Genomic DNA, 21,545 nt, shown 5'->3' with positions numbered 1-21,545 from the left:
ACCGATGCGTATTCCAAAATTGCCCCGCACCGATGCGACCGAGACATTTTACGTTCCGTCCGAAGACGATCAGAAGCGGCTTGCCGATACGCTGATCGCAAGGGCGGTGCATAAGCGTTATGGCGGCCGCGAGGTCGTCTCGGGTGCATCCTTCGGCCTGCGAACCGGCGAGGTTGTCGGTCTTCTCGGACCCAACGGCGCGGGCAAGACCACGACATTCTACATGGTGACAGGCCTGGTGCCGGTCGACGAAGGTTCGGTCGAGCTCGACGGCTACGACATCACCACCCTTCCAATGTATCGGCGGGCCCGGCTCGGCATCGGTTATCTGCCGCAGGAAGCCTCGATCTTTCGCGGCCTCACGGTCGAAGACAATATTATGGGCGTGCTCGAGCTGGTCGAAAGGGATCGCTCGGCTCGGCAGGAAAGGCTCGATGAACTCTTGTCGGAGTTCGGCATCGCGCATCTGCGCAAGAGCCAGGCAACGGCATTGTCGGGCGGCGAACGCCGCCGACTGGAAATTGCCCGGGCGCTGGCCAGCCGTCCGCGTTTCATGCTGCTTGATGAGCCCTTCGCGGGCGTCGATCCGATTGCCGTCGCCGATATTCAGGAACTCGTGCGTCATCTCAAGGCGCGAGGTATCGGCGTGCTCATCACCGATCACAGCGTTCGCGAGATGCTCGGCCTGATCGATCGGGCCTACATCATCCATGAAGGCCGCGTCCTCACACACGGCACGCCGCAGCAGATCGTCGACAATCCCGAAGTGCGGCGTCTCTATCTCGGCGAGAATTTTACCCTTTGATGGTATTGTTCACCCACGACGCTTGACAAGCAAGCCTCATGCCAGTTCAATTTGGCACGCCACCCGCTACGGCAGAAGAGCGAGGGCCGGACTGCCATTTCGGCGGTATCAAGGGGTAGCGTTCATGAGTCTTTCCGCGCGTCTACAGTTGCGACAGAGCCAGTCTCTGGTGATGACGCCGCAATTGATGCAGTCGATCCGTCTGTTGCAGTTCGGCCAGGCGGAGTTGGACCGGTTCATCGATGAGGAAGTCGAACGCAATCCGCTGATCGAGAGGGGCGAGAGCGACACCGGCGCCAGGCTGGCTAGCGAGCCGGATGTGCTGCCGGACGAGATTGTCGACAGCCCGCTCGCTCTTCTGGTGGAGGCCGATAGCGCGGCTATGGCATCTGCCATGGACACCTCTCTTCATAATGTCTTCCCCGACGATCCAGGCCGCGCGCCGGCTCTATCGCCCGATCTGACAGGTCAGTGGAAAAGCGCCGGCAGCGGCGTGCCGTTATCGGGAGCCGATCTCAACGACCTGGATGCTTTTGCCGCCGCGCCTGTCGGGCTGGACGATCGTATTGCCGAGCAGATCGCTCTTTCGTTCCGAACGGCGGGCGACAGGCTGATTGCCAGCGAACTGGCCGATCTGCTGGATGAATGCGGTTATCTTCGTGCCGATCTGGACGAGGTGGCGTTGCGGCTCGGCGCCGAACGGGAAGATGTCCAAGCCGTTCTGGCCGTTTGCCAGCGTTTCGAACCGACCGGCATTTTCGCCCGCACACTCGCCGAATGCCTGTCGGCCCAGCTTTCGGTAAAAGACAGGCTCGATCCGGCCATGGCGGCGTTGATCGATAATCTGGACCTTCTGGCGCGTCGTGATTTTATCGCGCTTCGTACGATCTGTGGCGTGGGCGAAGACGATCTGATCGACATGCTTTCCGAAATTCGACGGCTCGACCCCCGGCCCGGCGTCCAACTCAACCGGGCTTTTACCGATGCGATCGTTCCGGACGTTGTGGTGACGCCGGCAGCCGACGGCTCCTGGCAGGTTGAGTTGAACGGTGAGGCGCTACCGCGCGTGCTTGTCGACCAGGCCTATGTCGCCCGCGTCAGCGCCGCTTCGTCGGACAATAAGGAGAAGGCGTTCGTTTCGGAGTGCCTGGCCAATGCGCAATGGCTGACTCGCAGCCTGGATCAGCGCGCCAAGACGATCCTGAAGGTCGCAAGCGAGATCATCCGCCGTCAGGACGCCTTTCTGGTGCATGGCGTCTCGGAGCTTCGCCCGCTCAATCTGAAAACCGTGGCCGATGCGATCGGAATGCATGAATCGACGGTCAGCCGTGTCACCAGCAACAAATATCTACTGACGCCGCGCGGCACGTTCGAAATGCGATATTTCTTCACCGCGGCTCTCGCTGCGGTGGAAGGCGGCCAGAGCCATTCGGCCGAAGCGGTGCGTCATCGCATTCGCCAACTGGTGGAATCCGAGGCGGTGGATGCGGTTTTTTCCGACGATCAGATTGTCGGACGTCTGCAACAGGAAGGCATCGAGATCGCCCGCCGCACCGTCGCAAAATATCGCGAGGCGATGAATATTGCGTCCTCCGTCCAGCGCCGGCGTGAAAAGAAGGCGCTTGCCCAGGCGGCGTGCCTTTAAGCGGCAGCCGCTATTTCTTTGCAAAGCTTGACTTCCGGGCCGCACCCCAATATTCCGCCCGCCCATCGGCACGATGCTGTCAGGCCGCCGTCAGACTCAGCCACCCATGATCTGGTTGTCGATGTCAACGCCTTGTGCGGTCGCTTCGGAAGAGTAGATTCTCTTGCCAGCACGATATGATTTTCAACGAGGACTTTTTACATGACCCTGCGCATTTCCGGCAAACATATGGATATCGGTGAAGCTTTCCGGACGCGGATCGACGAGCGGATCTCCGAAGCCCTCGAGAAATATTTCGATGGCGGCTTCTCGGGAAATGTGGTGGTCGAAAAATCCGGCAGCGGATTTGAAACCGACATTCGGATTCACCTGGATACCAGCATGGTGTTCCAGGCCGGCGCCAAGGGGCACGATGCGCAGGCTTCGTTCGACGCGGCGGCCGACAAAGTGGAAAAGCGGCTTCGCCGCTACAAGCGCAAGCTCAAGAGCCATCGCGACAATGGGCAGGATCAGGCGTTCGATGCGGCATACCGCATAATGAGCGCGTTGCCCGAGGAGCAGGACGAGGTCGCCGAGGATTACGCACCCGCTATTGTTGCCGAATCGTCGCTGTCTCTGCGCGTGATGAGCGTCGCCGACGCCGTGGTGGAACTGGATACCAAGGACAGTCCGGTCTTCGTGTTCCGCAATGCCTCCAGCGATCATGTCAACGTGGTCTATCGGCGCGAAGACGGAAATATCGGCTGGATCGATCCGGCCGGAATCAATCCCGGCAACTGATCGCCGGCGAAGAAGAAGTAGGATTTGCCTTTCCGCATCGGTGTGAAACGGCAAGTCGAAAGGGGCGGGATGGAACTTTCCGATCTACTGAGCGCCCGGGCGATTCTGCCGGCGCTGAGAGCCAAGTCGAAGAAACAGCTCTTGCAACTGATGGCAGGCCGCGCCGCGGAACTGACCGGGCTGCCGGAGCGGGACATCTTCGATACCGTGCTGCAGCGTGAGCGGCTCGGTTCCACCGGCGCTGGCAACGGCTTGGCCATCCCTCATGGCAAGCTGGCCGGCCTGGACCGTCTGCAAGGCGTTTTTGCAACGGTCGATCAGCCTGTGGAGTTCGATGCGATCGACGAACAGCCGGTCGATATCGCCTTCATGCTGCTGGCGCCGGAAGATGCAGGAGCCGACCATTTGAAGGCGCTGTCGCGCATCGCGCGCGTTCTCCGCCGGTCCGATACGATGAAGCAGATCCGTGGCATGTATGACGCCGCCGCGATTTACGAGATTCTGACGTCACCGGCGCAGGAAGCCGCCTGAACCGAAGCGATTCCCCAAAAACGAATCGAGCCGCATCGGCCTTTGCGCCAGTGCGGCTCGATTCGTTCTGTAAACGGCCCCTGCTGCTATTGCAGTGAAACCGCCGTCAATTCCTTCTCGCTCGCCGCGGCAATCGCCGTGGAGCGCTCATCCGTCAGCAGAATTGGCGCGCCGTCGGCTGCGAAGAGTGCCCAGATATCGATACCGGAGGGCATTTCGGCGACACCCGGCCACGCCGCCATGAAATCGTCGGATGAAATCTTGCGGATGTAACCGATCGCGCCTTCGCCCAGATGAGCGAATTGTTCGGGTGAAACATTTGCATTCTGCATGTCAGTCATGGTCAGCCTCCTGCTGAGAACGACCTCCCCTTGCCGGGTCCAATCGTCCTCTTGAGCCGTTAATGAAAGGTAACGATTTTGACGATGCGTCCCAGATCGGGGCGCAGATCGTACAAATCCGGCTATTCGACAGTACGAATATCGATCTTCTGAACGAGGCGCTCCGCCTCCGGACGGTCTAGATCGATCGATAGAAGGCCGTTTCGCAGTGCGGCGCTCAGAACCCGCATACCGTCGGCCAGAAGGAAATTCTTCTGGAACTGACGTGCGGCAATGCCACGATGAATGAATTCCCGTTCAGGTTCTTCGCCCTGCTGGCCGCGCACGATCAGCTGGTTTTCTTCCGTCGTGACATCGAGATCGGCTTCCTGAAAGCCGGCGACCGCCAGCGTGATCCTGAGCCGAACCGTCTGCCCCTCATCGTCGCGAATACGCTCGATATTGTAGGGCGGGTAACCATCGGCGGACTTCGCCAGACGTTCGATGGTCTTTTCCATCTGTTCGAAGCCCAGAAAGAGCGGGCTGGAAAACGGGGTCATCCGTGTCATCGTCGTTTGTCCTCGATTGAGCGACATTGTCGTGCGGGCCACCCTGATTGGCGTGGCTCTGCTTCATCAGGAATATGGGGGCGTGATCGGACCGATACAAGCTGACGATCGACCAACGTCTTTCCGTGCAGCGCTTGAGGCTCAGGCGGTTCGGCGCGCCAGACAATGCCGTTCGACGGGGCAGGACGGACATTTCGGCGCGCGGGCAATGCAGGTGCGCTTGCCATGCTGGATCAGCCAGAAATGACCTTCGTCCAGCGCCCAGTCCGGCGCGCGGCCAGCCAGATTCTCGGCAATCTTCCCCGCGTTGACGCCCTGCGCCAGACCCGTTCGCCGGCAGACGCGCTCGACATGGGTATCGACGGCGATTACCGCCTCGTCGAAGACGAAATGCATGACGATATCGGCGCATTTGCGCCCGATGCCAGGCAGGCGCATCAGTTCGGCACGGGTGCGTGGTACGGTGCCGCCGAACTCCACCAGCAGTGTTTCGCATAAAGCCCGGATGCGTTTGGTCTTCATGTTGTAAAGGCCGGCGGGGCGAATGGCCTCGCGGATCTCGTCGTCACCGAGTTCCAGGATCGTTTCGGGCGTGTCGGCCAGTGCAAACAGCGCTTCAGTGGCTTTGGCCGTATTGGCATCCCGGCTCTGCGCTGAAAGCAGGCAGGCGATGGCCGAGCGGAACGGTGTGCGCTGACCCTTCGGGCCTTTTGCATTGTGGGTTCGTCCTGGCAGATTTTCGCTGAGAAGGCGGAAAACCGTTCCGACCTCTTCAGCGTCCAGCAACGCCCCATGCCGTTCATGGATTACGATCTTCTGCGTCATGCCGTCTATGTGGCGCGCGAGGTTTCTCAGGAAAGGCGCGCGCGTCAGCGTCAGTCGCCGCGTGACGGCAGGCCGGCCTCCCATCCAAGAATGGCGCGCTTGCGCGTCAAGCCCCAGTGATAGCCTGTGAGCTTTCCGCCGGCGCCGAGCGCGCGATGGCACGGAACGACGAAGGATATGGGATTGGCGCCGACCGCAGCGCCGACGGCGCGCGCGGCCTTCTTGTCGCCTAGCGACTGGGCGATCGCACCATAGGTCGTGCCGCGGCCCGGTTTCAGGCGAAGAAGCTCCTCCCAGACCCGGATGCGAAAGTCCGATCCGATGAGGACGATGCGCAGGGGCCGGTCGGCGCGCCATTCGGCGGGATCGAAGATGCGGGCCACATAGGGCGCGGTGCGGCCAGGGGCGTGGCTGTAGGTCGCGTCCGGCCAGCGCCGGGCCATGTCATCGAACGTCACGGGATCGTCCGGCTCATCGGCGAAGGCCAGCCCGCAAAGGCCACGTTCCGTCACCATGAACAAAGCCGGCCCGAACGGGCTGTCGTGCCAGCCATGGAAGATCTGGAGCCCTGCGCCCTTGGCCTTCCATTCGCCGGGGCTCATGGCCTCATGCGTGACGAAGAGGTCGTGCAGCCGCCCCGGCGATGATAGGCCCAGTTCGAGACTGGCATCCAGAAGGTCGGCCCCGTCCACCAGCAGACGTCGGGCATGATCCAGCGTCACCGCCTGAAGAAACGCTTTCGGCGTCAAGCCCGCCCACCGCCGAAAGAGACGGATCAGCCCGTCGGGGCTCTGCCCGGTCATCGCAGCCAGCTCGTTCAGACCGGGCTGATCGCGATGGCGCTCACTGATATGGCCGATCACCTTTTCGATGATGGCGAAGTCTGCCGAACCGTTGTGGCTGGCCGGAGAGCCGTAAACGATGTTGAGAGCGGCGAGGGTCATGATTGCTGGAACCATTCGGGTTTCGTTTCGCCGACAATGGCAGATAGGTCCATCGTCGCGCCACCCGATTTTCGCGTGGTGCCGCCACATCGTGCTGGACCCCTTGGGCATCGGTGCCTATCTTCGCGCCATGAACCGAACTCCTCGAAACGGACATTCTTGATGATTTCCCGTATTATCACCTTCGTCGTCCTGGCCCCGCTCGCCATCATTCTCGTAGCGCTGGCGGTTGTGAATCGTCAGTCCGTGCCGCTGACGCTCGATGTTCTACAGACGGGCAATGAGGGGCTTAGCGTGTCGCTGCCGCTGTTCATCTGGCTTCTGGCGGCGTTGATTCTCGGCATGATGATCGGCGGCTTCGTGTCATGGATGCGGCAGGGCCGTTACCGCCGACTTGCAAGGCGTCGTAAGCAGGAGGTGAACCGGCTGGAAAACGAAAAGCCGGTCCAGACCGGGAAGCCCTATGGTACGAGCGATGATGGCACCTGGCCTTATGGTCGGGACGATGGCGCCGATACCGGCGTGACGGGAACGCAACTGGCGGGCCTGCCGTCGCCGGACGCCAACCGCGCGTAAAGTTTACGCCTGCTCCGGATCGCCTGGCTATTATAGTTATATTGCGCTGATCGACGAAAAAAGGCCTGCCGTTTCCGGCAGGCCTCCCGTCCCTTACGGGAATCGTCTTGTCGCTTTTTAGCGGACGACGTAGACGATCTGACGGCTGGACGGCTCGATAAGAACCGGCTGACCGTTCACATAGGCGTACTGATATTCGTAGTCCGGGATCTCGCGAAGCTGAACTGTATCCGGTACGCCTGCGCCGACGACGACTTCACCATCCAGATAGACGGGGTCGACCTGATTGTCGCGAACATAGGTGACCACGCGGTCGTCGGGGCTGAGAGCGTCGCCCGTGCCGCCACCGATCGCTGCGCCGGCCACACCGCCGATAGCGGCGCCAACGGGCCCGCCGATAAGCGCGCCGGCGACTGCGCCGCCAGCTGCACCCGTCACGACGCCAGTGGCTTCTGCGCCGTCATAGGTGGTCACGGGGACGTTGAGCGCCTCACGCTGCTCGACGACGACGACGCGCTGGCCTTCATAGTCGCTGGTCAGATACTGGGCATAGGACCAGCCGGTCGTGCCATCCATGGTCACCTGGCACCAATTGCCGGTTTCGGTGCAGCCATTGACCGTGACCTGACCGTCGGCCGGAATCGCGCCGATCACTTCAAAGTTCGGGCCGGGGCCGGAGCGAACGTTCAGTTCGGTAGTGGCACTGGCAGTGGTTTGGGCCATGGCGGCGCCGGTCAGGGCAATGGCGCCGGCGGTTCCAAGCAAAATCGCTTTCAAATTGGTCATCTTAAAACTCCTATTAAGTGTCCCGTCGCCTCAACAACAAAGCCCACGACCCTTGGTTCCGCCGTCATCAGAAGAACATGCCGCTGCCACATTTCAGGCTGTTTCGGTTCTGGCAGGGCCGCCTAGCGCCGGGCGACACGCATACGGATGCCGTTCTGCGGCTGTACAGTCAGCTTCTGCACGGGAAAGGGGTGGGGCGCACCCTCTGCCAGATCGAACCGGTATCGCGACAGCATGACGCCGAGCGCGATGGCCGCTTCCTGCATGGCGAAGGTCGCGCCGATGCACACGCGCGGACCCGCTCCGAAGGGTAGATACTGATAGCGGTCGATCCGTTCGCGGTTCTCCGGCAGAAAGCGGGAGGGCATGAAAGCTTCGGGTTGATCCCAATAGAGGCGGTGGCGGTGAAGGGTCCACGGCATGACGAGGATGGTCGTCCCCGCCGCCATTTTGAGATCGCGCCATTCATCGGCCTCGATCGATTCGCGGTTGATCGATGGCGCTGGCGGATAGAGGCGCATCGTCTCTTCGAAGGCGGCCCGCGTGATCGGCATGGCGTCGAGCCAATCGTAGGGGTCGGCAATGTCGGCCACCACCCGGTCGACTTCCTCCTCGACCTTCGCGCGCTCGGCGGGCGCCTGCGACAGGCAGTAGAGCGTCCAGGCGAGCGCCCGCGCCGTAGTTTCGTGGCCCGCGCCGATGAAAGTGATGATGTTGTCTTCCACCTCTTCTTCCGACAGCCCGTTCGGCCCCATGGCGCGCAACAGAAGCGTCAGAAAATCCTCCGGCGCATCCTCACCCCGTTCCAGCCTTTCGCGTCGCATATCCATGGTCTCGCGAACGATGCCGCGGAAATAGCGCAGCGTCTTGCGGCCTCGAATGCGTGTCAGTCTTGGAATGAACTCCGGCGCGGCCAGAAGGTCGAGCGGATCGACCCGGCCCATCGTGTGCAAAAGCCGGTCGACCTTGTCGCCGAACTCGTCCGGCACGCCGGCGATCTCGTTGGAGAACAGCGTTTCTGCCAGAATTTCGTAGGTGATCTGCGTCATGTCGTGCGCAATCTCGACCGGATCGCCACGTTCCGCTGGCTCTTCGTATTTCTGCACGAAACGCTCGGCGACCGTCTTCATCGGCTGAGCGAAGCCGCGAATGTGGCGCGGTGTGAAAACCGGCGCCATTGCCTTGCGTCCACGCTTCCAGGTTTCGCCTTCCGCCGTCAGCAGGCCGTCGCGCAGGATCGGGCGCAAAATGAGCTGACGCACCTTCGCCATGCGGTAGTTCTTGACGTTGTCGACGAGGATGTGGCGGATGAGCGCCGGATCGTTGGCGACCACCATCGGCGCGCCGATGCCCTTGGTGATGTGGACATAGGGCTGATTATAGGAGGGCTCGCCCCACAGCGCGATCGGGTTGCGATAGACAGTGCGCAGCATCTCCAGAAAGCTGGGCGGCGAGGTGCGCGGCTGCGGCGCGGGCGGAATGAAGGGGGCAGGCTCGGCGTCCATGGCGGGTCTTTCCTGTCGCTTGGCGAAACCGGTGTCTTTCTGTCATGTAGGGGCAGGCGCAAACCGCACAACCGAAGGTCGTCGGCACGGGTGCGCAAAGCCGGCCTGCCGTTTGGTTTTTGGTGCCGGAAAGCCTATATTCAAAAGGATTTAGACGGGCGATTCGAACGGCTGGCGAAAGCCGCGTCGTCCCGGCCCTCTTCAATGTGGAGTCTGTATGAGCGAAGCGGCGGCGGAACGGAATGAAGGTGGCCAGTATGGCGCCGATTCCATCACTGTTCTCAAAGGTTTGGATGCGGTGCGCAAGCGCCCCGGCATGTATATTGGCGACACCGATGACGGCTCGGGTCTCCATCACATGGTCTATGAGGTGGTGGACAACGCGATCGATGAATCGCTCGCCGGCCATGCCGACCTTGTCACGGTGCAGCTCAACGCGGACGGTTCCTGCACCGTCATCGACAATGGGCGCGGCATTCCCACCGATATCCACAAGGAAGAAGGGGTTTCCGCCGCCGAGGTCATTATGACCCAGCTCCATGCCGGCGGAAAATTCGATCAGAACTCCTACAAGGTCTCAGGTGGTCTGCACGGCGTCGGTGTTTCCGTCGTCAACGCGCTCAGCAAATACCTAAAGCTGCGCATCAATCGCGACGGCAAGACAAACGAGATGACCTTCACGCACGGCGTTGCCGATGCGCCGCTCGAAGTGACAGGCACCTATGTGGAAGATCGCCAACCCTTCACCTATGAGGGGCGCTCAGGCTCTGAGATCACCTTCCTTCCTTCCGAGGAGACGTTCACCAAGACCGAATTCGATTTCGGCACGCTGGAGCACCGTCTGCGCGAGTTGGCCTTCCTCAATTCGGGCGTGCGCATTGTCCTGATCGACAAGCGCCATGCCGACGAGAAGAAGGTCGAACTCTGGTATGAGGGCGGCCTCATCGAATTCGTCCGCTATCTCGACCGCGCAAAGAAGCCGCTGGTGGACGATCCGATCCACATTGTGGGCGAGCGCGACGGTATCACCGTGGAACTGTCGCTCTGGTGGAACGACAGCTATCACGAGAACGTCCTTTGCTTCACCAACAACATTCCGCAGCGCGATGGCGGTGCCCATCTCGCCGGCTTCCGCGGCGCACTGACCCGTCAGGTCACCGGCTACGCGGAACGATCCGGCATGATGAAGCGCGAGAAGGTGAGCCTGACCGGCGATGATTGCCGTGAGGGAATGACAGCGGTTCTTTCGGTGAAGGTGCCCGATCCGAAATTCTCGTCCCAGACCAAGGACAAGCTGGTCAGTTCCGAAGTCCGCCCGGTGGTCGAAGGCCTCGTCAACGAGGCGCTGGGCACCTGGTTGGAAGAGCACCCGAATGAAGCCAAGGCGCTGATCGGCAAGGTGGTGGAAGCCGCTGCCGCCCGCGAGGCGGCCCGCAAGGCGCGTGAATTGACGCGGCGCAAGGGCGCGCTCGACATCACCTCGCTGCCGGGCAAGCTGGCGGACTGCCAGGAACGCGATCCGGCGAAATCCGAAATCTTCATCGTCGAGGGCGATAGCGCCGGCGGCTCGGCAAAATCCGGCCGCTCGCGCAAGAACCAGGCGATCCTGCCGCTACGCGGCAAGGTTTTGAATGTCGAGCGGGCCCGCTTCGACCGGATGATCTCGTCCGACCAGATCGGCACGCTGATCACCGCGCTCGGCACCGGTATCGGTCGCGAAGAGTTCAATGCCGACAAGCTGCGCTACCACAAGATCATCATCATGACCGATGCCGACGTCGATGGCGCGCACATTCGCACCCTGCTGCTGACCTTCTTCTTCCGGCAGATGCCGGAGCTGATCGAGCGCGGCCATCTCTTCATCGCCCAGCCGCCTCTCTACAAGGTGAGCCGGGGAAAGAGTGCGGTCTATCTGAAAGACGAGCCGGCCTTCGAGAATTATCTGATCGATAGCGGCCTGGAAGACGCCTCGCTTGTCCTTGCCGATGGCGAAACGCGCATGGGCGGCGATTTCCGCGTCGTGATCGAGGATGCGATATCCGTTCGCAGTCTGATGGCCGGTCTGCACAGCCGCTACGACCATTCCGTGGTCGAGCAGGCGGTGATCGCCGGCGCTCTCGATCCGACCATCCTCAATAGCGGCGAGGCGCAGGCCACGGCCGACCATATGGCAGAGCGGCTCGACATGATTGCCGACGAGACGGAGCGGGGCTGGACCGGGCGTGTGTCGCCGACCAACGATCCCAATGCACCACAGTCGGGCGGTTACATGTTCGAGCGCACCGTGCGTGGTGTCAAAGAGGTCGTCCACCTGGATGCGGCGCTGATCAATTCGGCCGATGCGCGCGCTTTGCACCGTTTCCATGAAAGGCTGGCGCCGATCTATACGAAGATGCCGCAACTGCGACGCAAGGAGAACGGCGTCAGCATCCCCGGTCCCCTCGCTCTTCTGGACGCCATTTTCGCCGCCGGTCGCAAGGGCATTCAGATGCAGCGCTATAAGGGCCTTGGCGAGATGAATTCCGACCAGCTCTGGGAGACCACGTTGGATCCTGCGGCCCGTTCGCTGCTTCAGGTCAAGGTGAACGACGCCAACGATGCCGACAGCCTGTTCGCCCGCCTGATGGGCGACGATGTGGAGCCGCGCCGCGACTTCATTCAGGAAAACGCGCTCTCGGTCGCCAATCTGGACGTCTGAGCGCCGGGCTCAGGCGGTTTTCAGCAATCGGCCGGAAAGGAAGGCGCGGACGAAGCGCGGTTCCTGATAGAGGCCGTTCAGCGAGACGCGCGGCAGGAGCAGCGGTGCGGCGGGCGCGACGACGATCTTGCCGGGCTGCGTCGTGACGCCGACTGACAAACCCGCTTCGTCGGCCGCCGCAGCTTCGCGGCTGCCGCATGCCCAGGGATGGCCGTAGGGATAGGCGACGCTGACGGGGCGCTTGCCGGTCAGCTCCGTGATCCAATCGATGGACTGATCGATTTCCCGCCGCATGGTTTTATCCGGCAGCTTCGCCAGTGCCGAATGCGTCAGCGTGTGGACGCCGAACTCGACGAATGGATCATCCTTGGAAAGCGTTGTCAGTTCCGCTTCGTCCATGGCTTCGCGCTTGACGATCTCTTTGCCATCGACGCCTGCCGCCTGCGCTGCGGCTTCCACGGCGGTGACGGCCCGGGTCTCGTCCTCGGAACCGTCGACAAGGGCTGCGGTCCGGCGGAAGGCGGCGGTTTTATCCGCCAGCGTCGAGCAGTCCATCGCTTCGCCATCGAGAACCCAGCGTTCGACCTGCCGGATCGCGGCCTCGGCCGTCTCCCACCACATGGTCTGTGTACGCTGGGCGAAACCCTTCGTCACGAACAGCGTGTAAGGCACGCCATGGCGGCGAAAGACCGGCGCGGCGTGATCGCGATTGTCACGGCAGCCATCGTCGAGCGTGAAGGCGACGAAGCGGCCATGGGGTTCGGCGGCCAGACGCGCCGGCAGGTCCGAAAGCCGAATGGGCGTGAAGTCGCAGGCAGTGCATTCTTCGATGGCCTCGTCCAGAAAATCCGGCCGCACGGACAGGCCTGCATTGGGCGCGAAGGTTTCGTCCGAGGCCGGACGCACGTGATGAAGCGTGAAGATCACGCTATGGGCGGCCATGCGACGGACGATTGCGCGGGGATTCGTCGCGGCGATGGCTTCGAGGGCGGCGCGAATGGCGAAATGGCGGGCGGACTGTTTCATCATCCGAAATCGAAATCGATGAGCTGGAACCGGTCGAGATCGAGCGGTTCGCGTTCCGATGCGAAATCACGCAATTGTAGGACCATGGGCGAAAAGCGCAGCCGCTCGGGGAACGGCCAGCCGGGCAGAGCGGGAAGGGACCGGTGAAGGCCGGCATAGATGAAGGCGGGGCGACGCCACAACGCTGTCGCGCTCGTTACGAGGGCCTTGATATCGCGCTTCCGTGGTCGGGCCCCCTGCCGGACGAAGAAGCCGATCAGAAGCGTCACGGGAACATTTTTGAACCGGCGCGGCGATGAGATCAGCGCCAGATTGTCCGTGGCGTGAAAACCGTAGTGCTGGCCGGGATTGGCCAGTCGCGCTGCCATTCGCGACCCGTCCCAGATGAGGCCGGTTTCGCTGGGCGACGTCGCGAAGGGAGCGAACAGTTCGGTGATGCGCTCCGCACCGGCCCCGGTCACTTCCTCGCTAATTCGGACCTTGTTACGCAAAGCCGGTGGCTGGAGACCGCCGCGCAGATCCAGTCGACGATAGGCCATCAATTGGAAGAAACGTTCATTGACCGGCAGCGCTTTCTTGTTGGGCATACCGAGGCCGAAGCGGATCGATTGGGCTTGAAATTGCTCGCCGACCGTATCGTAGAGCGTCTGCAGGCGCGCGCCGCCGCGATAATCCGGAAGGATGAAAAGATCGACCAGCGCGCTGGCGCGCTCGATCCCGCCCGGTGTCGCAATGGCATGGTTGACCATGGCGATCTGCCCGATCTTCTGGCCGGTCCGCTCATCGGTTAGGCGCACGACCGTGGCGCCTTCCGAAAAGGCGCGCTCGTAAAACCATGCAAACCGCGCCGGATCGAACGGGTCCGCCTGCCGGCCAAAGGCGATGGTGGCCAGCCCGGCGGTCTCCTCGTAATCGTGTTCGGTCTCGACCGAGGCAGTGATCGATGGCTCCATGCAACCGGCCTTTCGTCGCGTGTTCGACGGTCATTGTGCCCTATCCACTTTGCGAAGCGGTAAATACGCCGATTTGTGCAAAGCGGCATGACTATGGCCACCGGGCCGAAAAATGCTAACGGTGCCCCGCCGCCATATCGATTGCGGCCGAGAAGAGGGAGGCCACGGGCCATGAGCGCGACCGGGACCATGAAAAGCCTGACGCCGCCGGATATTCAGGCGATGAAGGGCGGCGAGCCGATCGTCTGTCTGACGGCCTATACCACACCCATTGCGCGTTTGATGGACGAGCATTGCGAACTGGTGCTGGTCGGTGATTCGCTCGGCGTCGTGGTGCATGGCCTGCCCTCCACGGTCGGCGTGACGATGGACATGATGCTCATGCATGCGCGTGCGGTGAGGCGTGGCCTGACACGACCGCTCATGGTGGTCGATTTACCCTTCGGCGCTTACGAGGCCGGGCCGCAACAGGCGTTCGAGAGCGCTGCCCGCCTGATGACGGAAGGCGAAGCCGGCGCGGTCAAGCTGGAAGGCGGCGCCGTGCAGGCCGAGACGATCCGCTTTCTGACCGAGCGCGGCATTCCTGTCATGGCGCATATCGGCCTTCTGCCACAGGCCATCAACACGGTTGGCGGCTACAAGGTGCAGGGCCGGGGCGATGCCGCCGAAAAGCTTCTGGACGACGCGAAGGCCGTGGCCGAAGCTGGCGCTTTTTCAGTCGTGCTGGAAAAGGTCACGGCTTCCATCGCCGAGACGGTCACTGAAACGATCGATATTCCAACCATCGGCATTGGCGCGTCGCCCAGATGCGACGGCCAGATTCTCGTCACCGACGACATGCTGGGTCTGTTCGAGGATTTCAAACCGAAATTCGTCAAGCGCTACGGCGATTGGGCCGTTGCCGGACGCGAAGCGATTTCCTCTTACGCTTCCGACGTGCGCGCCCGGCGCTTCCCCGGTCCCGAACACCTCTTTGGCGATCGGGCGCCGGCTTCGAAGACAGCGAAGAACTGAGCCATGACCGACAAGCAACCGATATTGCTGGTTCGCCAGATCGATGAATTGCGCCGCCATGTCGCGGCGTGGAAGGCGGACGGCCTGCGCGTCGGCCTCGTGCCGACGATGGGCGCGCTCCATGAAGGCCATGCCAGCCTTGTGCGGCTTGCGCAGAAAGACGCCGACCGGGTGATTGTCAGCCTGTTCGTCAACCCCAAGCAGTTCAACGACCGGACGGATCTGGCCAATTACCCCCGCACCGAGGACACCGACCGCGAACTGGTGACCGAACTGGGCGCGCATATGCTTTATGCACCCGCGACCGAAGAGCTTTATCCCTCTGGCTTCGCCACCAGTATTGTGGTCGAGGGGCCGGCCATCCCGCTGGAAGGCGCGCATCGGCCCGGTCATTTCGCCGGAGTGGCGACGGTGGTCTGCAAACTCTTCAATCAGGTCCGGCCGCATTCGGCTGTGTTCGGCGAAAAGGATTTCCAACAGCTCGCCGTGCTGCGCCGCATGGTGCGCGATCTCGATATGGATGTGGAGATCATCGGTGCGCCGACCGTCCGTGAAAAGGACGGCCTGGCGCTTTCATCGCGCAATAGTCGGTTATCGGCCGACGACCGCAGGAAGGCGTCTGCGCTTTATAGAGCGATGACCAACGCCGTGGATGCCATAGAGGGCGGAGCAGATATCGCCGGCACGCTCAACCGCACCCAGGCTGCGATCCTCGAAGACGGCTTCGAGAAGATCGATTACCTGGCTCTCGTCGGTGCGGAAGATTTGCAGCCGATGGACGAGCGCGACCGCGACGGACGGCTCGTCGGCGCAGCCTTTCTGGGTGGCGTGCGGTTGATCGACAACCTGACCGTCAAAGGTCCGCGCCGCTGAACGGACTTTGCACGCAGATACGAGACGTGCGCTACCAGACGCCGTAGCTCTTCAAGGCGGCGGCGACCTTAAGGAACGCTGCAATATTCGCGCCGTCGACATAATCGACATGGTCGTCCTTCATGCCGTGCTCAAGGCAGCGGCCATGCATCTCTTCCATGATGGAAACGAGGCGACGGTCGACCTCCTCGCTCGACCACGACATGCGCATGGCGTTCTGCGTCTGCTCCAGGCCCGATACGGCAACGCCGCCGGCATTGGAGGCCTTGCCCGGCGCGTAGAGGATCTTCGCCTTGCGCACCTGTTCGAGCGCCTTGGCAGTCAGAGGCATATTCGCGCCCTCGACAATGGCGGTGACGCCGTTCTCGATCAGCGTCTCGGCGTCATCTTCGCCCAGCTCGTTCTGCGTCGCACAGGGCAGGGCGACGTTGCATTTGATCGACCAGGGCGTTTTACCTTTTCGGAACGTGCCTTTGCCGTCATAATCGCCAAGACTGCCCTTCTCGGATTTCAGCGTCCGTATGGCGTCGATATCGTCCTGGCGCAGCCCGTCCTTGAAATAGAGCGTGCCGGTGGAGTCGGAGAGGCTCAGAACCTTGCCGTTCAGATCGAGCACCTTTTCCGCCGCATGGGTCGCGACATTGCCGGCCCCGGAAATGCAGAACGTCCGACCCTCGATGTCCTCGCCGATTCGCTGCAGCATGGCGCGCAGGAAGTAGACCACGCCCCAGCCGGTGGCTTCCGTCCGTATCGCCGACCCGCCGAAGCAGGTGCCCTTGCCGGTTAGAACGCCTGCCCAGCGATTGTTGATCTTGACGTATTGGCCGAACAGATAGCTGATCTCGCGAGAACCGACGCCGATATCACCCGCCGGTACGTCGATGTCCTCGCCGATATGACGATGCAACTCGTTCATCAGCGACTGGCAGAAGCGCATGATCTCGCGCTCACTCTTGTCTTTCGGATTGAAATTGGAGCCGCCTTTCGCCCCGCCCATGGGCAAACCCGTCAACGCATTCTTGAAGGTCTGCTCGAAGCCGAGAAACTTCAGCACGCTTTCCGTCACGGTGTCGGAAAAGCGAAGCCCGCCCTTATACGGTCCGATGGCGTGGTTGAACTGCACCCGCCAGGCCCGGTTGGCGCGGATCAGCCCGTCATCGGTTTCCCATGGCACGCGGAAGGAGACGACGCGATCCGGCTCGGTCAATCGTTCCAGAAGCTGGTCCTGCACCCAGTCCTTGCGGTCCAGATAGACCGGTGCGACGGAACAGGCGACTTCGCGAACGGCCTGATAAAACTCCGTCTGCGCGGGGTTTCGTTTTTCCAGCCCCTTCATGAAGCTCTTGACGTAATCGTCGACCGCCTTGCTCATCGATTGCTGCTCCAACTTCGAAATCAGAGCGAAGAGATATTCCAGTGCGTTCGGCCGGCAAGCAGCGTGCCGGTCTGTTCACCGGCCAGGCAGGGCTTTAGGCGGCGTGGCGCCGCCATGTAAAACGGTTGGTCTTTTGCTCTTCATCCAGCGAAGGCTGATAACGATGATCGATGCCCGGCAACTCGGCGCGCTCCAGCTTGGCGATCGTCGGCGCATTCGTGATGACAAGTTCCGAAAAGCCTGTGCGGATCATATGATCGACCTGATCGTAAAGCACATCGCCCACGGCGCGGATTGGCCCGTCATAGCCGGCGCGACGCAGACGCACGGCTTTCGAATAGCTGCGCCCGTCCGTATAGGCGGGAAAGGAAAGCGCAACGATCGGCAGGTCGTCCAGCGCTTCGATAATGGCCGCGATATCGTCGCCCGGCTCCAGCCGGACGCCGATGGGCGCGCCGTGAGCCTGTCGGCCTTCATCGCCGAGCGCCTGCCATTCGGCAACGGGCAGGATCGATGGGCGAGACGGCGCAAGATCGGCTACCGTTTCAGCCTCGATCCATTCATCGTCGATGAAGGTTTCGCCATTCCAGATTTTCGTCTTGCTCTCGTTCATGGCGTCTCCTTGGCCGTCGATTGCGACGAGCCCGTCCAGATGAATTCCGCATTCCGTTTTGGCCTGCCCGGCCCACCGGCCCGACCGCTCATCACCGTCACTGGATGGTTGAGTGCAGGGAAAACAGCCAATGGACAGATAGCCGAACGCGACCAGTGGGTTTTCGCGCAGATCGTTGGCGCGCATGAAGTTGGCCTGATCTTCAGTCGTCCAGCGCGCCAGCGGGTTGATGCGGATACGCGGCCCGACGGCTTCGAAGACCGGCATCTCGGCGCGCTGGGCGCTCTGGTAGCGCTTGCGCCCCGTGAACCAGGCATCGAACGGCGCGACGGCGCGCGCCATCGGCTCGACCTTGCGAATATCGCAGCATTGGTCGGTGTCGCTCTTGTGCAGATCGTTGGCCGGATCGAAACGGCCAAGCGCATCGGCTTTCGGATGGACGATCTGCAGATTGGTGAGCCCCAGATCGACGGCCAGATCGTCGCGATAGCCGAGCGTCTCGCCAAAATGCTGGCCCGTATCCAGAAAGGCGACGGGCGTCGCGGGATCGACATCGGCGATCAGCTTCAACAGCGCCGCGGAATCCGCGCCGAAAGAGGAAACCGTGCCGATGGCCCCAGGAAAGAGCGTCTCGATGGAAACCCGGACGATCTCGCCAGCCGATAGATGGCCATAGGTCTCGTCCAGCCATGCCGCCTTCTCCTCGATCGTGGGAAAGGTCTCAGGCTGCTTTCGATGAAGGGCCATAAAGCGCCTCCTTGAACGGTGCGGACCCAGCGCGGTGTAGATAGGACAGGAAGGTTTCTTCCTGTCCTAGCCGCTCGGCCAGATAGGTGTCGACAATGGTCTCGATGGCGCCGCCGATTTCTTCGAACGAAAAGCCACGGCCGATAATGTCGCCAATGGCCGCGTTCTGGTCGGCCGATCCGCCGAGCGTCACCTGGTAGAGTTCCGTGCCCTTCTTCTCTACGCCCAGAATGCCGATATGGCCGACATGGTGGTGCCCGCAGGCATTGATGCAGCCGGAAATCTTGATCTTCAACTCGCCGATCTGCTGCTGGCGGTCGGCAAGGCGGTTCGAGATGTCCTGCGCCACGGGGATCGACCGCGCATTGGCAAGCGCGCAGTAATCGAGGCCGGGGCAGGCGATGATGTCGGTGGCAAGACCGGCATTGGCCGTGGCGAGACCGATCTCTTCGAGCGCCTCGAACACCGCCGGCAGATCGGCGCGTGCGACATGCGGCAGCACCAGATTCTGCTCATGCGTCACGCGCAATTCGTCCGAGGAGTAGCGCTCGGCAAGATCGGCGATGGCGTCCATCTGATCGGCTGTTGCGTCGCCCGGAATATCGCCGATGCCTTTGAGCGAAACGGTGACGACCGCATAGTCGGGATGACGGTGTGCCGCGACGTTCTGCCGACGCCACTCGTCGAAACCGGGCAGGCGTTTGCGCGCGGCGATCTCGGTCACAACACCCTCGGCGCGGTCCGGCAGCGCCGGTGGCGCGAAATAAGCCTGGATCGCTCCGATATCCGCGTCCGGCAGCGTCAGTTCGCCATCCTTCAGATGCGACCATTCGGCTTCGACTTCGCTACGGAAGACGTCCGTACCCATCTCGTTGACGAGGATCTTGATGCGCGCCTTGTATTTGTTGTCGCGCCGGCCATGCAGATTGTAGACCCGCAAAATCGCGGTGACATAGGAGAGTAGGTGCTCTTCCGGCACGAAATCCGCGATCAGTTTGGCGATGACGGGCGTCCGGCCCTGGCCGCCGCCGACATAGACGACAAAACCGATCTCACCGGCCTCGTTCGCCTTCAACTGCAGGCCGATATCGTGGAACTGGATGGCTGCGCGGTCGTCCTCTGCGCCAGTCACCGCGATCTTGAACTTGCGAGGCAGATAGCTGAATTCCGGGTGGACGGTCGACCATTGCCGGAGGATTTCGGCATAGGGGCGTGGGTCGGCGACCTCGTCGGCGGCGGCGCCGGCGAACTGGTCGGAGGTTACGTTCCTGATGCAGTTTCCAGAGGTCTGGATGGCGTGCATCTCGACCTCTGCCAGTTCTTCCAGGATCGCCGGAATGTCGGAGAGCTTCGGCCAGTTGAACTGGATGTTCTGGCGCGTGGTGAAGTGCCCGTAACCGCGGTCGTAGGTCCGCGCGATATGGGCAAGCTTCCGCATCTGCCGGCTGTTCAGCGTGCCATAGGGAATGGCGACGCGCAGCATGTAGGCATGAAGCTGCAGATAGACGCCGTTCATCAGCCGCAGCGGCTTGAACTGGTCTTCGGTCAGTTCGCCGGAAAGCCGCCGCTCAACCTGTCCCGAAAACTCTTTGGTCCGGGCGGCAACGAAGGCAGCGTCGAATTCATCGTAACGATACATGGTGATCTCGTTTCAGCGGGCGAATTGGGGATGGGTCGTCGGGCCGGACGCGCGGATGATCTCCCGCAGGCGCAGCGGCTTGATGTCGTCGCCATCGTGCATGACGTCGATCAGATTCACATCGACGACCTCGTTGCGCGCAGCGGCGGCTGCCCCCGTCTTCTGAAGGGTCTCCACCGTCTCGGTATCCCGCGCGATCGATGCGCCGGCGAAGGTCGGCGTCCAGCCCTCGGCGTGATTGTAATAGACGACTTCGCCGTCCTTCAGCCGGTTTGCGGTCAGCACTTTCAGGGCCATGCCTAGCTCCGTCTTCTCTTTCGTCAACGGCGCGAAGAGGGTCCGCGCCACGATGCCGGTAAAGATGGGCCGATGCCCTGTCGTTCTAAAGAAATGGCGATGTCTTCGGTAGGGACGGAGGCAACCGCTTTTTCATGAAGCGGCGAAACTCGGCAAAGCTATTCCGCGCTTTCGGAACGGAACGCTGACGGCGCGCTTCGCGTTGAGCTTCCGAACAAATCATCACGAAAGGAAATCGCAGATGGCAGGCGAAACCAGGCAGATGCTTGAAGAAAAGGGCGAACGTCAGACCCGGCTTGAAACGCCGGAATCGTTCGGGCATGGCGAGACGCCGGATCAGCAGGGAACGGCCGGTGGCCAGCCCGCAAGGAAGATCGCCAAGGAAGACGAGGAAAAACGGGCTTTCGAGCGCCCTGCCGGCGCCACACGCGTGACCAAGGGCGATGAGGCCGATACGGCCTGACCCGGTTTGAATGTCTTAATTTATTGTATTGAAGGGAGTTTTGAATGGCCGATTTTCGAATGAAGCATGGCGACATCGTCGTGATTGCCGACGGTGAGAAGGCGCTTTTCCTGCGCAATGAGGGCGATGCAACCTATCCCAATCTCGACGTTTTCCGCGAGATGGAGCAGGACAATCCGCCGAACCGTGAGCAGGCCGCCAATCGCCCCGGCCGGTTTAATGACGGTGGCGCCGGTGGGGCGCAGCGCAGTGCGGTCGAGGACACGGATTGGCAGCGTCTCGGCAAGGAACGCTTCGCGCGCGCCATTGCGGACCGCCTCTACAAGATGGCGCATAATGGCAAGATCGAACGGCTGATCGTCGCTGCGCCGCCGCAGGTTCTTGGCGATATGCGCAAGGAATATCACAAGGAGGTCTCCGACCGGATCGTCGGCGAGGTGGACAAGGAACTGGCCAACCATCCGATTCATGAGATCGAGGAAATCCTGCAGAAATAACGCGGATTGCCAGTGCGAATTGGGATGGGGTGGGCTGCCTCTCGGCGGCCCGCCCTTCTCAATT

At 61.8% G+C, this 21,545-nt stretch carries 21 protein-coding genes and 2 pseudogenes; 10 read left to right on the top strand and 13 right to left on the bottom strand.

Translation table 11 applies throughout. The features are described 5' to 3' along the window. Positions 1-4 precede the first annotated feature (4 nt). The 4 genes from lptB to ptsN all read left to right on the top strand — a co-directional run bounded on the left by lptB (position 5) and on the right by ptsN (position 3,761). Positions 5-805 carry an LPS export ABC transporter ATP-binding protein gene (gene lptB, locus B7H23_RS02930; RefSeq protein ID WP_094075882.1) on the top strand — a complete coding sequence of 267 codons (801 nt, stop codon included), beginning with the start codon at positions 5-7 and terminating at the stop codon, positions 803-805. A 124-nt stretch (positions 806-929) separates the two neighbouring features. After that, complete coding sequence (rpoN, locus tag B7H23_RS02925; protein ID WP_094075881.1) at positions 930-2,450, top strand: RNA polymerase factor sigma-54; 1,521 nt, start codon at positions 930-932, stop codon at positions 2,448-2,450. 201 nt (positions 2,451-2,651) lie between these two features. Beyond that, positions 2,652-3,230 carry a ribosome hibernation-promoting factor, HPF/YfiA family gene (hpf, locus tag B7H23_RS02920; RefSeq protein WP_094075880.1) on the top strand — a complete coding sequence of 193 codons (579 nt, stop codon included), beginning with the start codon at positions 2,652-2,654 and terminating at the stop codon, positions 3,228-3,230. Positions 3,231-3,299: 69 nt separating this feature from the next. Further along, a complete protein-coding gene (ptsN, locus tag B7H23_RS02915) occupies positions 3,300-3,761 on the top strand; it encodes a PTS IIA-like nitrogen regulatory protein PtsN (protein WP_094075879.1) in 462 nt (153 codons plus the stop codon). Positions 3,762-3,847: 86 nt separating this feature from the next. On the opposite strand, the gene B7H23_RS02910 is transcribed toward ptsN, so the two are convergent. From B7H23_RS02910 to B7H23_RS02895, 4 genes are all read right to left on the bottom strand, one after another. Continuing rightward, positions 3,848-4,102: a BQ00720 family protein gene (locus B7H23_RS02910; RefSeq protein ID WP_094075878.1), complete on the bottom strand. Its 255-nt coding sequence runs from the start codon at positions 4,100-4,102 to the stop codon at positions 3,848-3,850. A 122-nt stretch (positions 4,103-4,224) separates the two neighbouring features. Further along, positions 4,225-4,650: an Hsp20 family protein gene (locus tag B7H23_RS02905; protein ID WP_094075877.1), complete on the bottom strand. Its 426-nt coding sequence runs from the start codon at positions 4,648-4,650 to the stop codon at positions 4,225-4,227. A gap of 141 nt (positions 4,651-4,791) precedes the next feature. Further along, entirely contained in the window at positions 4,792-5,475 is a 684-nt protein-coding gene (locus B7H23_RS02900; RefSeq protein WP_094076837.1) for an endonuclease III domain-containing protein, read from the bottom strand. A gap of 50 nt (positions 5,476-5,525) precedes the next feature. Then, on the bottom strand, positions 5,526-6,419 hold the full coding sequence (locus tag B7H23_RS02895; RefSeq protein WP_094076836.1) for a methylated-DNA--[protein]-cysteine S-methyltransferase: 894 nt from the start codon (positions 6,417-6,419) through the stop codon (positions 5,526-5,528). Positions 6,420-6,578: 159 nt separating this feature from the next. Here B7H23_RS02895 and B7H23_RS16305 point away from each other — a divergent pair. Continuing rightward, positions 6,579-6,848 (top strand): annotated as a pseudogene (locus B7H23_RS16305) (lipopolysaccharide assembly protein LapA domain-containing protein); the annotation flags it as partial. Positions 6,849-7,112: 264 nt separating this feature from the next. Here the strand turns inward: B7H23_RS16305 and B7H23_RS02885 are convergent. Together B7H23_RS02885 and B7H23_RS02880 are read right to left on the bottom strand one after the other, a co-directional pair. Continuing rightward, positions 7,113-7,781, bottom strand: coding sequence for a DUF1236 domain-containing protein (locus B7H23_RS02885; RefSeq protein WP_094075875.1), 669 nt, complete (start codon positions 7,779-7,781; stop codon positions 7,113-7,115). Positions 7,782-7,903: 122 nt separating this feature from the next. Continuing rightward, entirely contained in the window at positions 7,904-9,286 is a 1,383-nt protein-coding gene (locus tag B7H23_RS02880; protein ID WP_094075874.1) for a cytochrome P450, read from the bottom strand. A gap of 217 nt (positions 9,287-9,503) precedes the next feature. Between B7H23_RS02880 and gyrB the strand changes: the two genes are divergently transcribed. Beyond that, positions 9,504-11,984, top strand: coding sequence for a DNA topoisomerase (ATP-hydrolyzing) subunit B (gyrB, locus tag B7H23_RS02875; protein WP_094075873.1), 2,481 nt, complete (start codon positions 9,504-9,506; stop codon positions 11,982-11,984). 9 nt (positions 11,985-11,993) lie between these two features. Here gyrB and B7H23_RS02870 read toward each other — a convergent pair whose 3' ends face one another. Continuing rightward, a complete protein-coding gene (locus B7H23_RS02870) occupies positions 11,994-13,013 on the bottom strand; it encodes a polysaccharide deacetylase family protein (RefSeq protein WP_094075872.1) in 1,020 nt (339 codons plus the stop codon). Continuing rightward, positions 13,010-13,963, bottom strand: coding sequence for a GNAT family N-acetyltransferase (locus B7H23_RS02865; protein ID WP_094075871.1), 954 nt, complete (start codon positions 13,961-13,963; stop codon positions 13,010-13,012). Before B7H23_RS02865 ends, B7H23_RS02870 begins: the two co-directional genes overlap by 4 nt. 171 nt (positions 13,964-14,134) lie before the next feature. Between B7H23_RS02865 and panB the strand changes: the two genes are divergently transcribed. Then, complete coding sequence (panB, locus tag B7H23_RS02860) at positions 14,135-14,977, top strand: 3-methyl-2-oxobutanoate hydroxymethyltransferase (protein WP_094075870.1); 843 nt, start codon at positions 14,135-14,137, stop codon at positions 14,975-14,977. Positions 14,978-14,980: 3 nt separating this feature from the next. After that, positions 14,981-15,850 (top strand): pantoate--beta-alanine ligase, encoded by an 870-nt coding sequence (panC, locus tag B7H23_RS02855; RefSeq protein WP_094075869.1) that lies wholly within the window; start codon positions 14,981-14,983, stop codon positions 15,848-15,850. A gap of 31 nt (positions 15,851-15,881) precedes the next feature. Here panC and gdhA read toward each other — a convergent pair whose 3' ends face one another. From gdhA to B7H23_RS02835, 5 genes and pseudogenes are all read right to left on the bottom strand, one after another. After that, positions 15,882-17,222, bottom strand: a complete 1,341-nt coding sequence (gdhA, locus tag B7H23_RS02850; RefSeq protein ID WP_094076835.1) for an NADP-specific glutamate dehydrogenase — start codon at positions 17,220-17,222, stop codon at positions 15,882-15,884. 97 nt (positions 17,223-17,319) lie between these two features. Beyond that, a complete protein-coding gene (locus tag B7H23_RS16185; RefSeq protein ID WP_240535014.1) occupies positions 17,320-17,838 on the bottom strand; it encodes a DUF934 domain-containing protein in 519 nt (172 codons plus the stop codon). 27 nt (positions 17,839-17,865) lie between these two features. Next, positions 17,866-18,585 (bottom strand): annotated as a pseudogene (locus tag B7H23_RS16180) (phosphoadenylyl-sulfate reductase); the annotation flags it as partial. Beyond that, entirely contained in the window at positions 18,560-20,224 is a 1,665-nt protein-coding gene (locus B7H23_RS02840) for a nitrite/sulfite reductase (RefSeq protein ID WP_094075867.1), read from the bottom strand. The pseudogene B7H23_RS16180 and the gene B7H23_RS02840, both read right to left, overlap by 26 nt. A gap of 12 nt (positions 20,225-20,236) precedes the next feature. Further along, entirely contained in the window at positions 20,237-20,521 is a 285-nt protein-coding gene (locus B7H23_RS02835) for a DUF2849 domain-containing protein (RefSeq protein ID WP_173861873.1), read from the bottom strand. A 241-nt stretch (positions 20,522-20,762) separates the two neighbouring features. Between B7H23_RS02835 and B7H23_RS02830 the strand changes: the two genes are divergently transcribed. Both B7H23_RS02830 and B7H23_RS02825 read left to right on the top strand, forming a co-directional pair. Continuing rightward, positions 20,763-20,984, top strand: a complete 222-nt coding sequence (locus B7H23_RS02830; RefSeq protein ID WP_094075866.1) for a hypothetical protein — start codon at positions 20,763-20,765, stop codon at positions 20,982-20,984. Positions 20,985-21,028: 44 nt separating this feature from the next. Next, positions 21,029-21,481: a host attachment family protein gene (locus B7H23_RS02825; protein WP_094075865.1), complete on the top strand. Its 453-nt coding sequence runs from the start codon at positions 21,029-21,031 to the stop codon at positions 21,479-21,481. Positions 21,482-21,545 lie beyond the last annotated feature (64 nt).

Source organism: Notoacmeibacter marinus (assembly GCF_002238045.1).
GTDB classification, from domain to species: Bacteria; Pseudomonadota; Alphaproteobacteria; order Rhizobiales; family Rhizobiaceae; genus Notoacmeibacter; species Notoacmeibacter marinus.
Note: the sequence above shows the minus strand (reverse complement) of the source record. Positions and strands in the feature narration are given on the sequence as shown.

Bases quoted from the DNA above. Each gene is read 5' to 3' on its own strand.
- B7H23_RS02870 (WP_094075872.1), bottom strand. From the start codon at position 13,013: ATGATGAAACAGTCCGCCCGCCATTTCGCCATTCGCGCCGCCCTCGAA.
- hpf (WP_094075880.1), top strand. From the start codon at position 2,652: ATGACCCTGCGCATTTCCGGCAAACATATGGATATCGGTGAAGCTTTC.
- B7H23_RS02905 (WP_094075877.1), bottom strand. From the start codon at position 4,650: ATGACACGGATGACCCCGTTTTCCAGCCCGCTCTTTCTGGGCTTCGAA.
- gyrB (WP_094075873.1), top strand. From the start codon at position 9,504: ATGAGCGAAGCGGCGGCGGAACGGAATGAAGGTGGCCAGTATGGCGCC.
- B7H23_RS02880 (WP_094075874.1), bottom strand. From the start codon at position 9,286: ATGGACGCCGAGCCTGCCCCCTTCATTCCGCCCGCGCCGCAGCCGCGC.
- B7H23_RS02910 (WP_094075878.1), bottom strand. From the start codon at position 4,102: ATGACTGACATGCAGAATGCAAATGTTTCACCCGAACAATTCGCTCAT.
- B7H23_RS02825 (WP_094075865.1), top strand. From the start codon at position 21,029: ATGGCCGATTTTCGAATGAAGCATGGCGACATCGTCGTGATTGCCGAC.
- lptB (WP_094075882.1), top strand. From the start codon at position 5: ATGCGTATTCCAAAATTGCCCCGCACCGATGCGACCGAGACATTTTAC.
- panB (WP_094075870.1), top strand. From the start codon at position 14,135: ATGAGCGCGACCGGGACCATGAAAAGCCTGACGCCGCCGGATATTCAG.
- B7H23_RS16185 (WP_240535014.1), bottom strand. From the start codon at position 17,838: ATGAACGAGAGCAAGACGAAAATCTGGAATGGCGAAACCTTCATCGAC.
- B7H23_RS02865 (WP_094075871.1), bottom strand. From the start codon at position 13,963: ATGGAGCCATCGATCACTGCCTCGGTCGAGACCGAACACGATTACGAG.
- B7H23_RS02840 (WP_094075867.1), bottom strand. From the start codon at position 20,224: ATGTATCGTTACGATGAATTCGACGCTGCCTTCGTTGCCGCCCGGACC.
- ptsN (WP_094075879.1), top strand. From the start codon at position 3,300: ATGGAACTTTCCGATCTACTGAGCGCCCGGGCGATTCTGCCGGCGCTG.
- panC (WP_094075869.1), top strand. From the start codon at position 14,981: ATGACCGACAAGCAACCGATATTGCTGGTTCGCCAGATCGATGAATTG.
- B7H23_RS02895 (WP_094076836.1), bottom strand. From the start codon at position 6,419: ATGACCCTCGCCGCTCTCAACATCGTTTACGGCTCTCCGGCCAGCCAC.
- B7H23_RS02830 (WP_094075866.1), top strand. From the start codon at position 20,763: ATGGCAGGCGAAACCAGGCAGATGCTTGAAGAAAAGGGCGAACGTCAG.
- rpoN (WP_094075881.1), top strand. From the start codon at position 930: ATGAGTCTTTCCGCGCGTCTACAGTTGCGACAGAGCCAGTCTCTGGTG.
- B7H23_RS02885 (WP_094075875.1), bottom strand. From the start codon at position 7,781: ATGACCAATTTGAAAGCGATTTTGCTTGGAACCGCCGGCGCCATTGCC.
- B7H23_RS02900 (WP_094076837.1), bottom strand. From the start codon at position 5,475: ATGACGCAGAAGATCGTAATCCATGAACGGCATGGGGCGTTGCTGGAC.
- gdhA (WP_094076835.1), bottom strand. From the start codon at position 17,222: ATGAGCAAGGCGGTCGACGATTACGTCAAGAGCTTCATGAAGGGGCTG.
- B7H23_RS02835 (WP_173861873.1), bottom strand. From the start codon at position 20,521: ATGGCCCTGAAAGTGCTGACCGCAAACCGGCTGAAGGACGGCGAAGTC.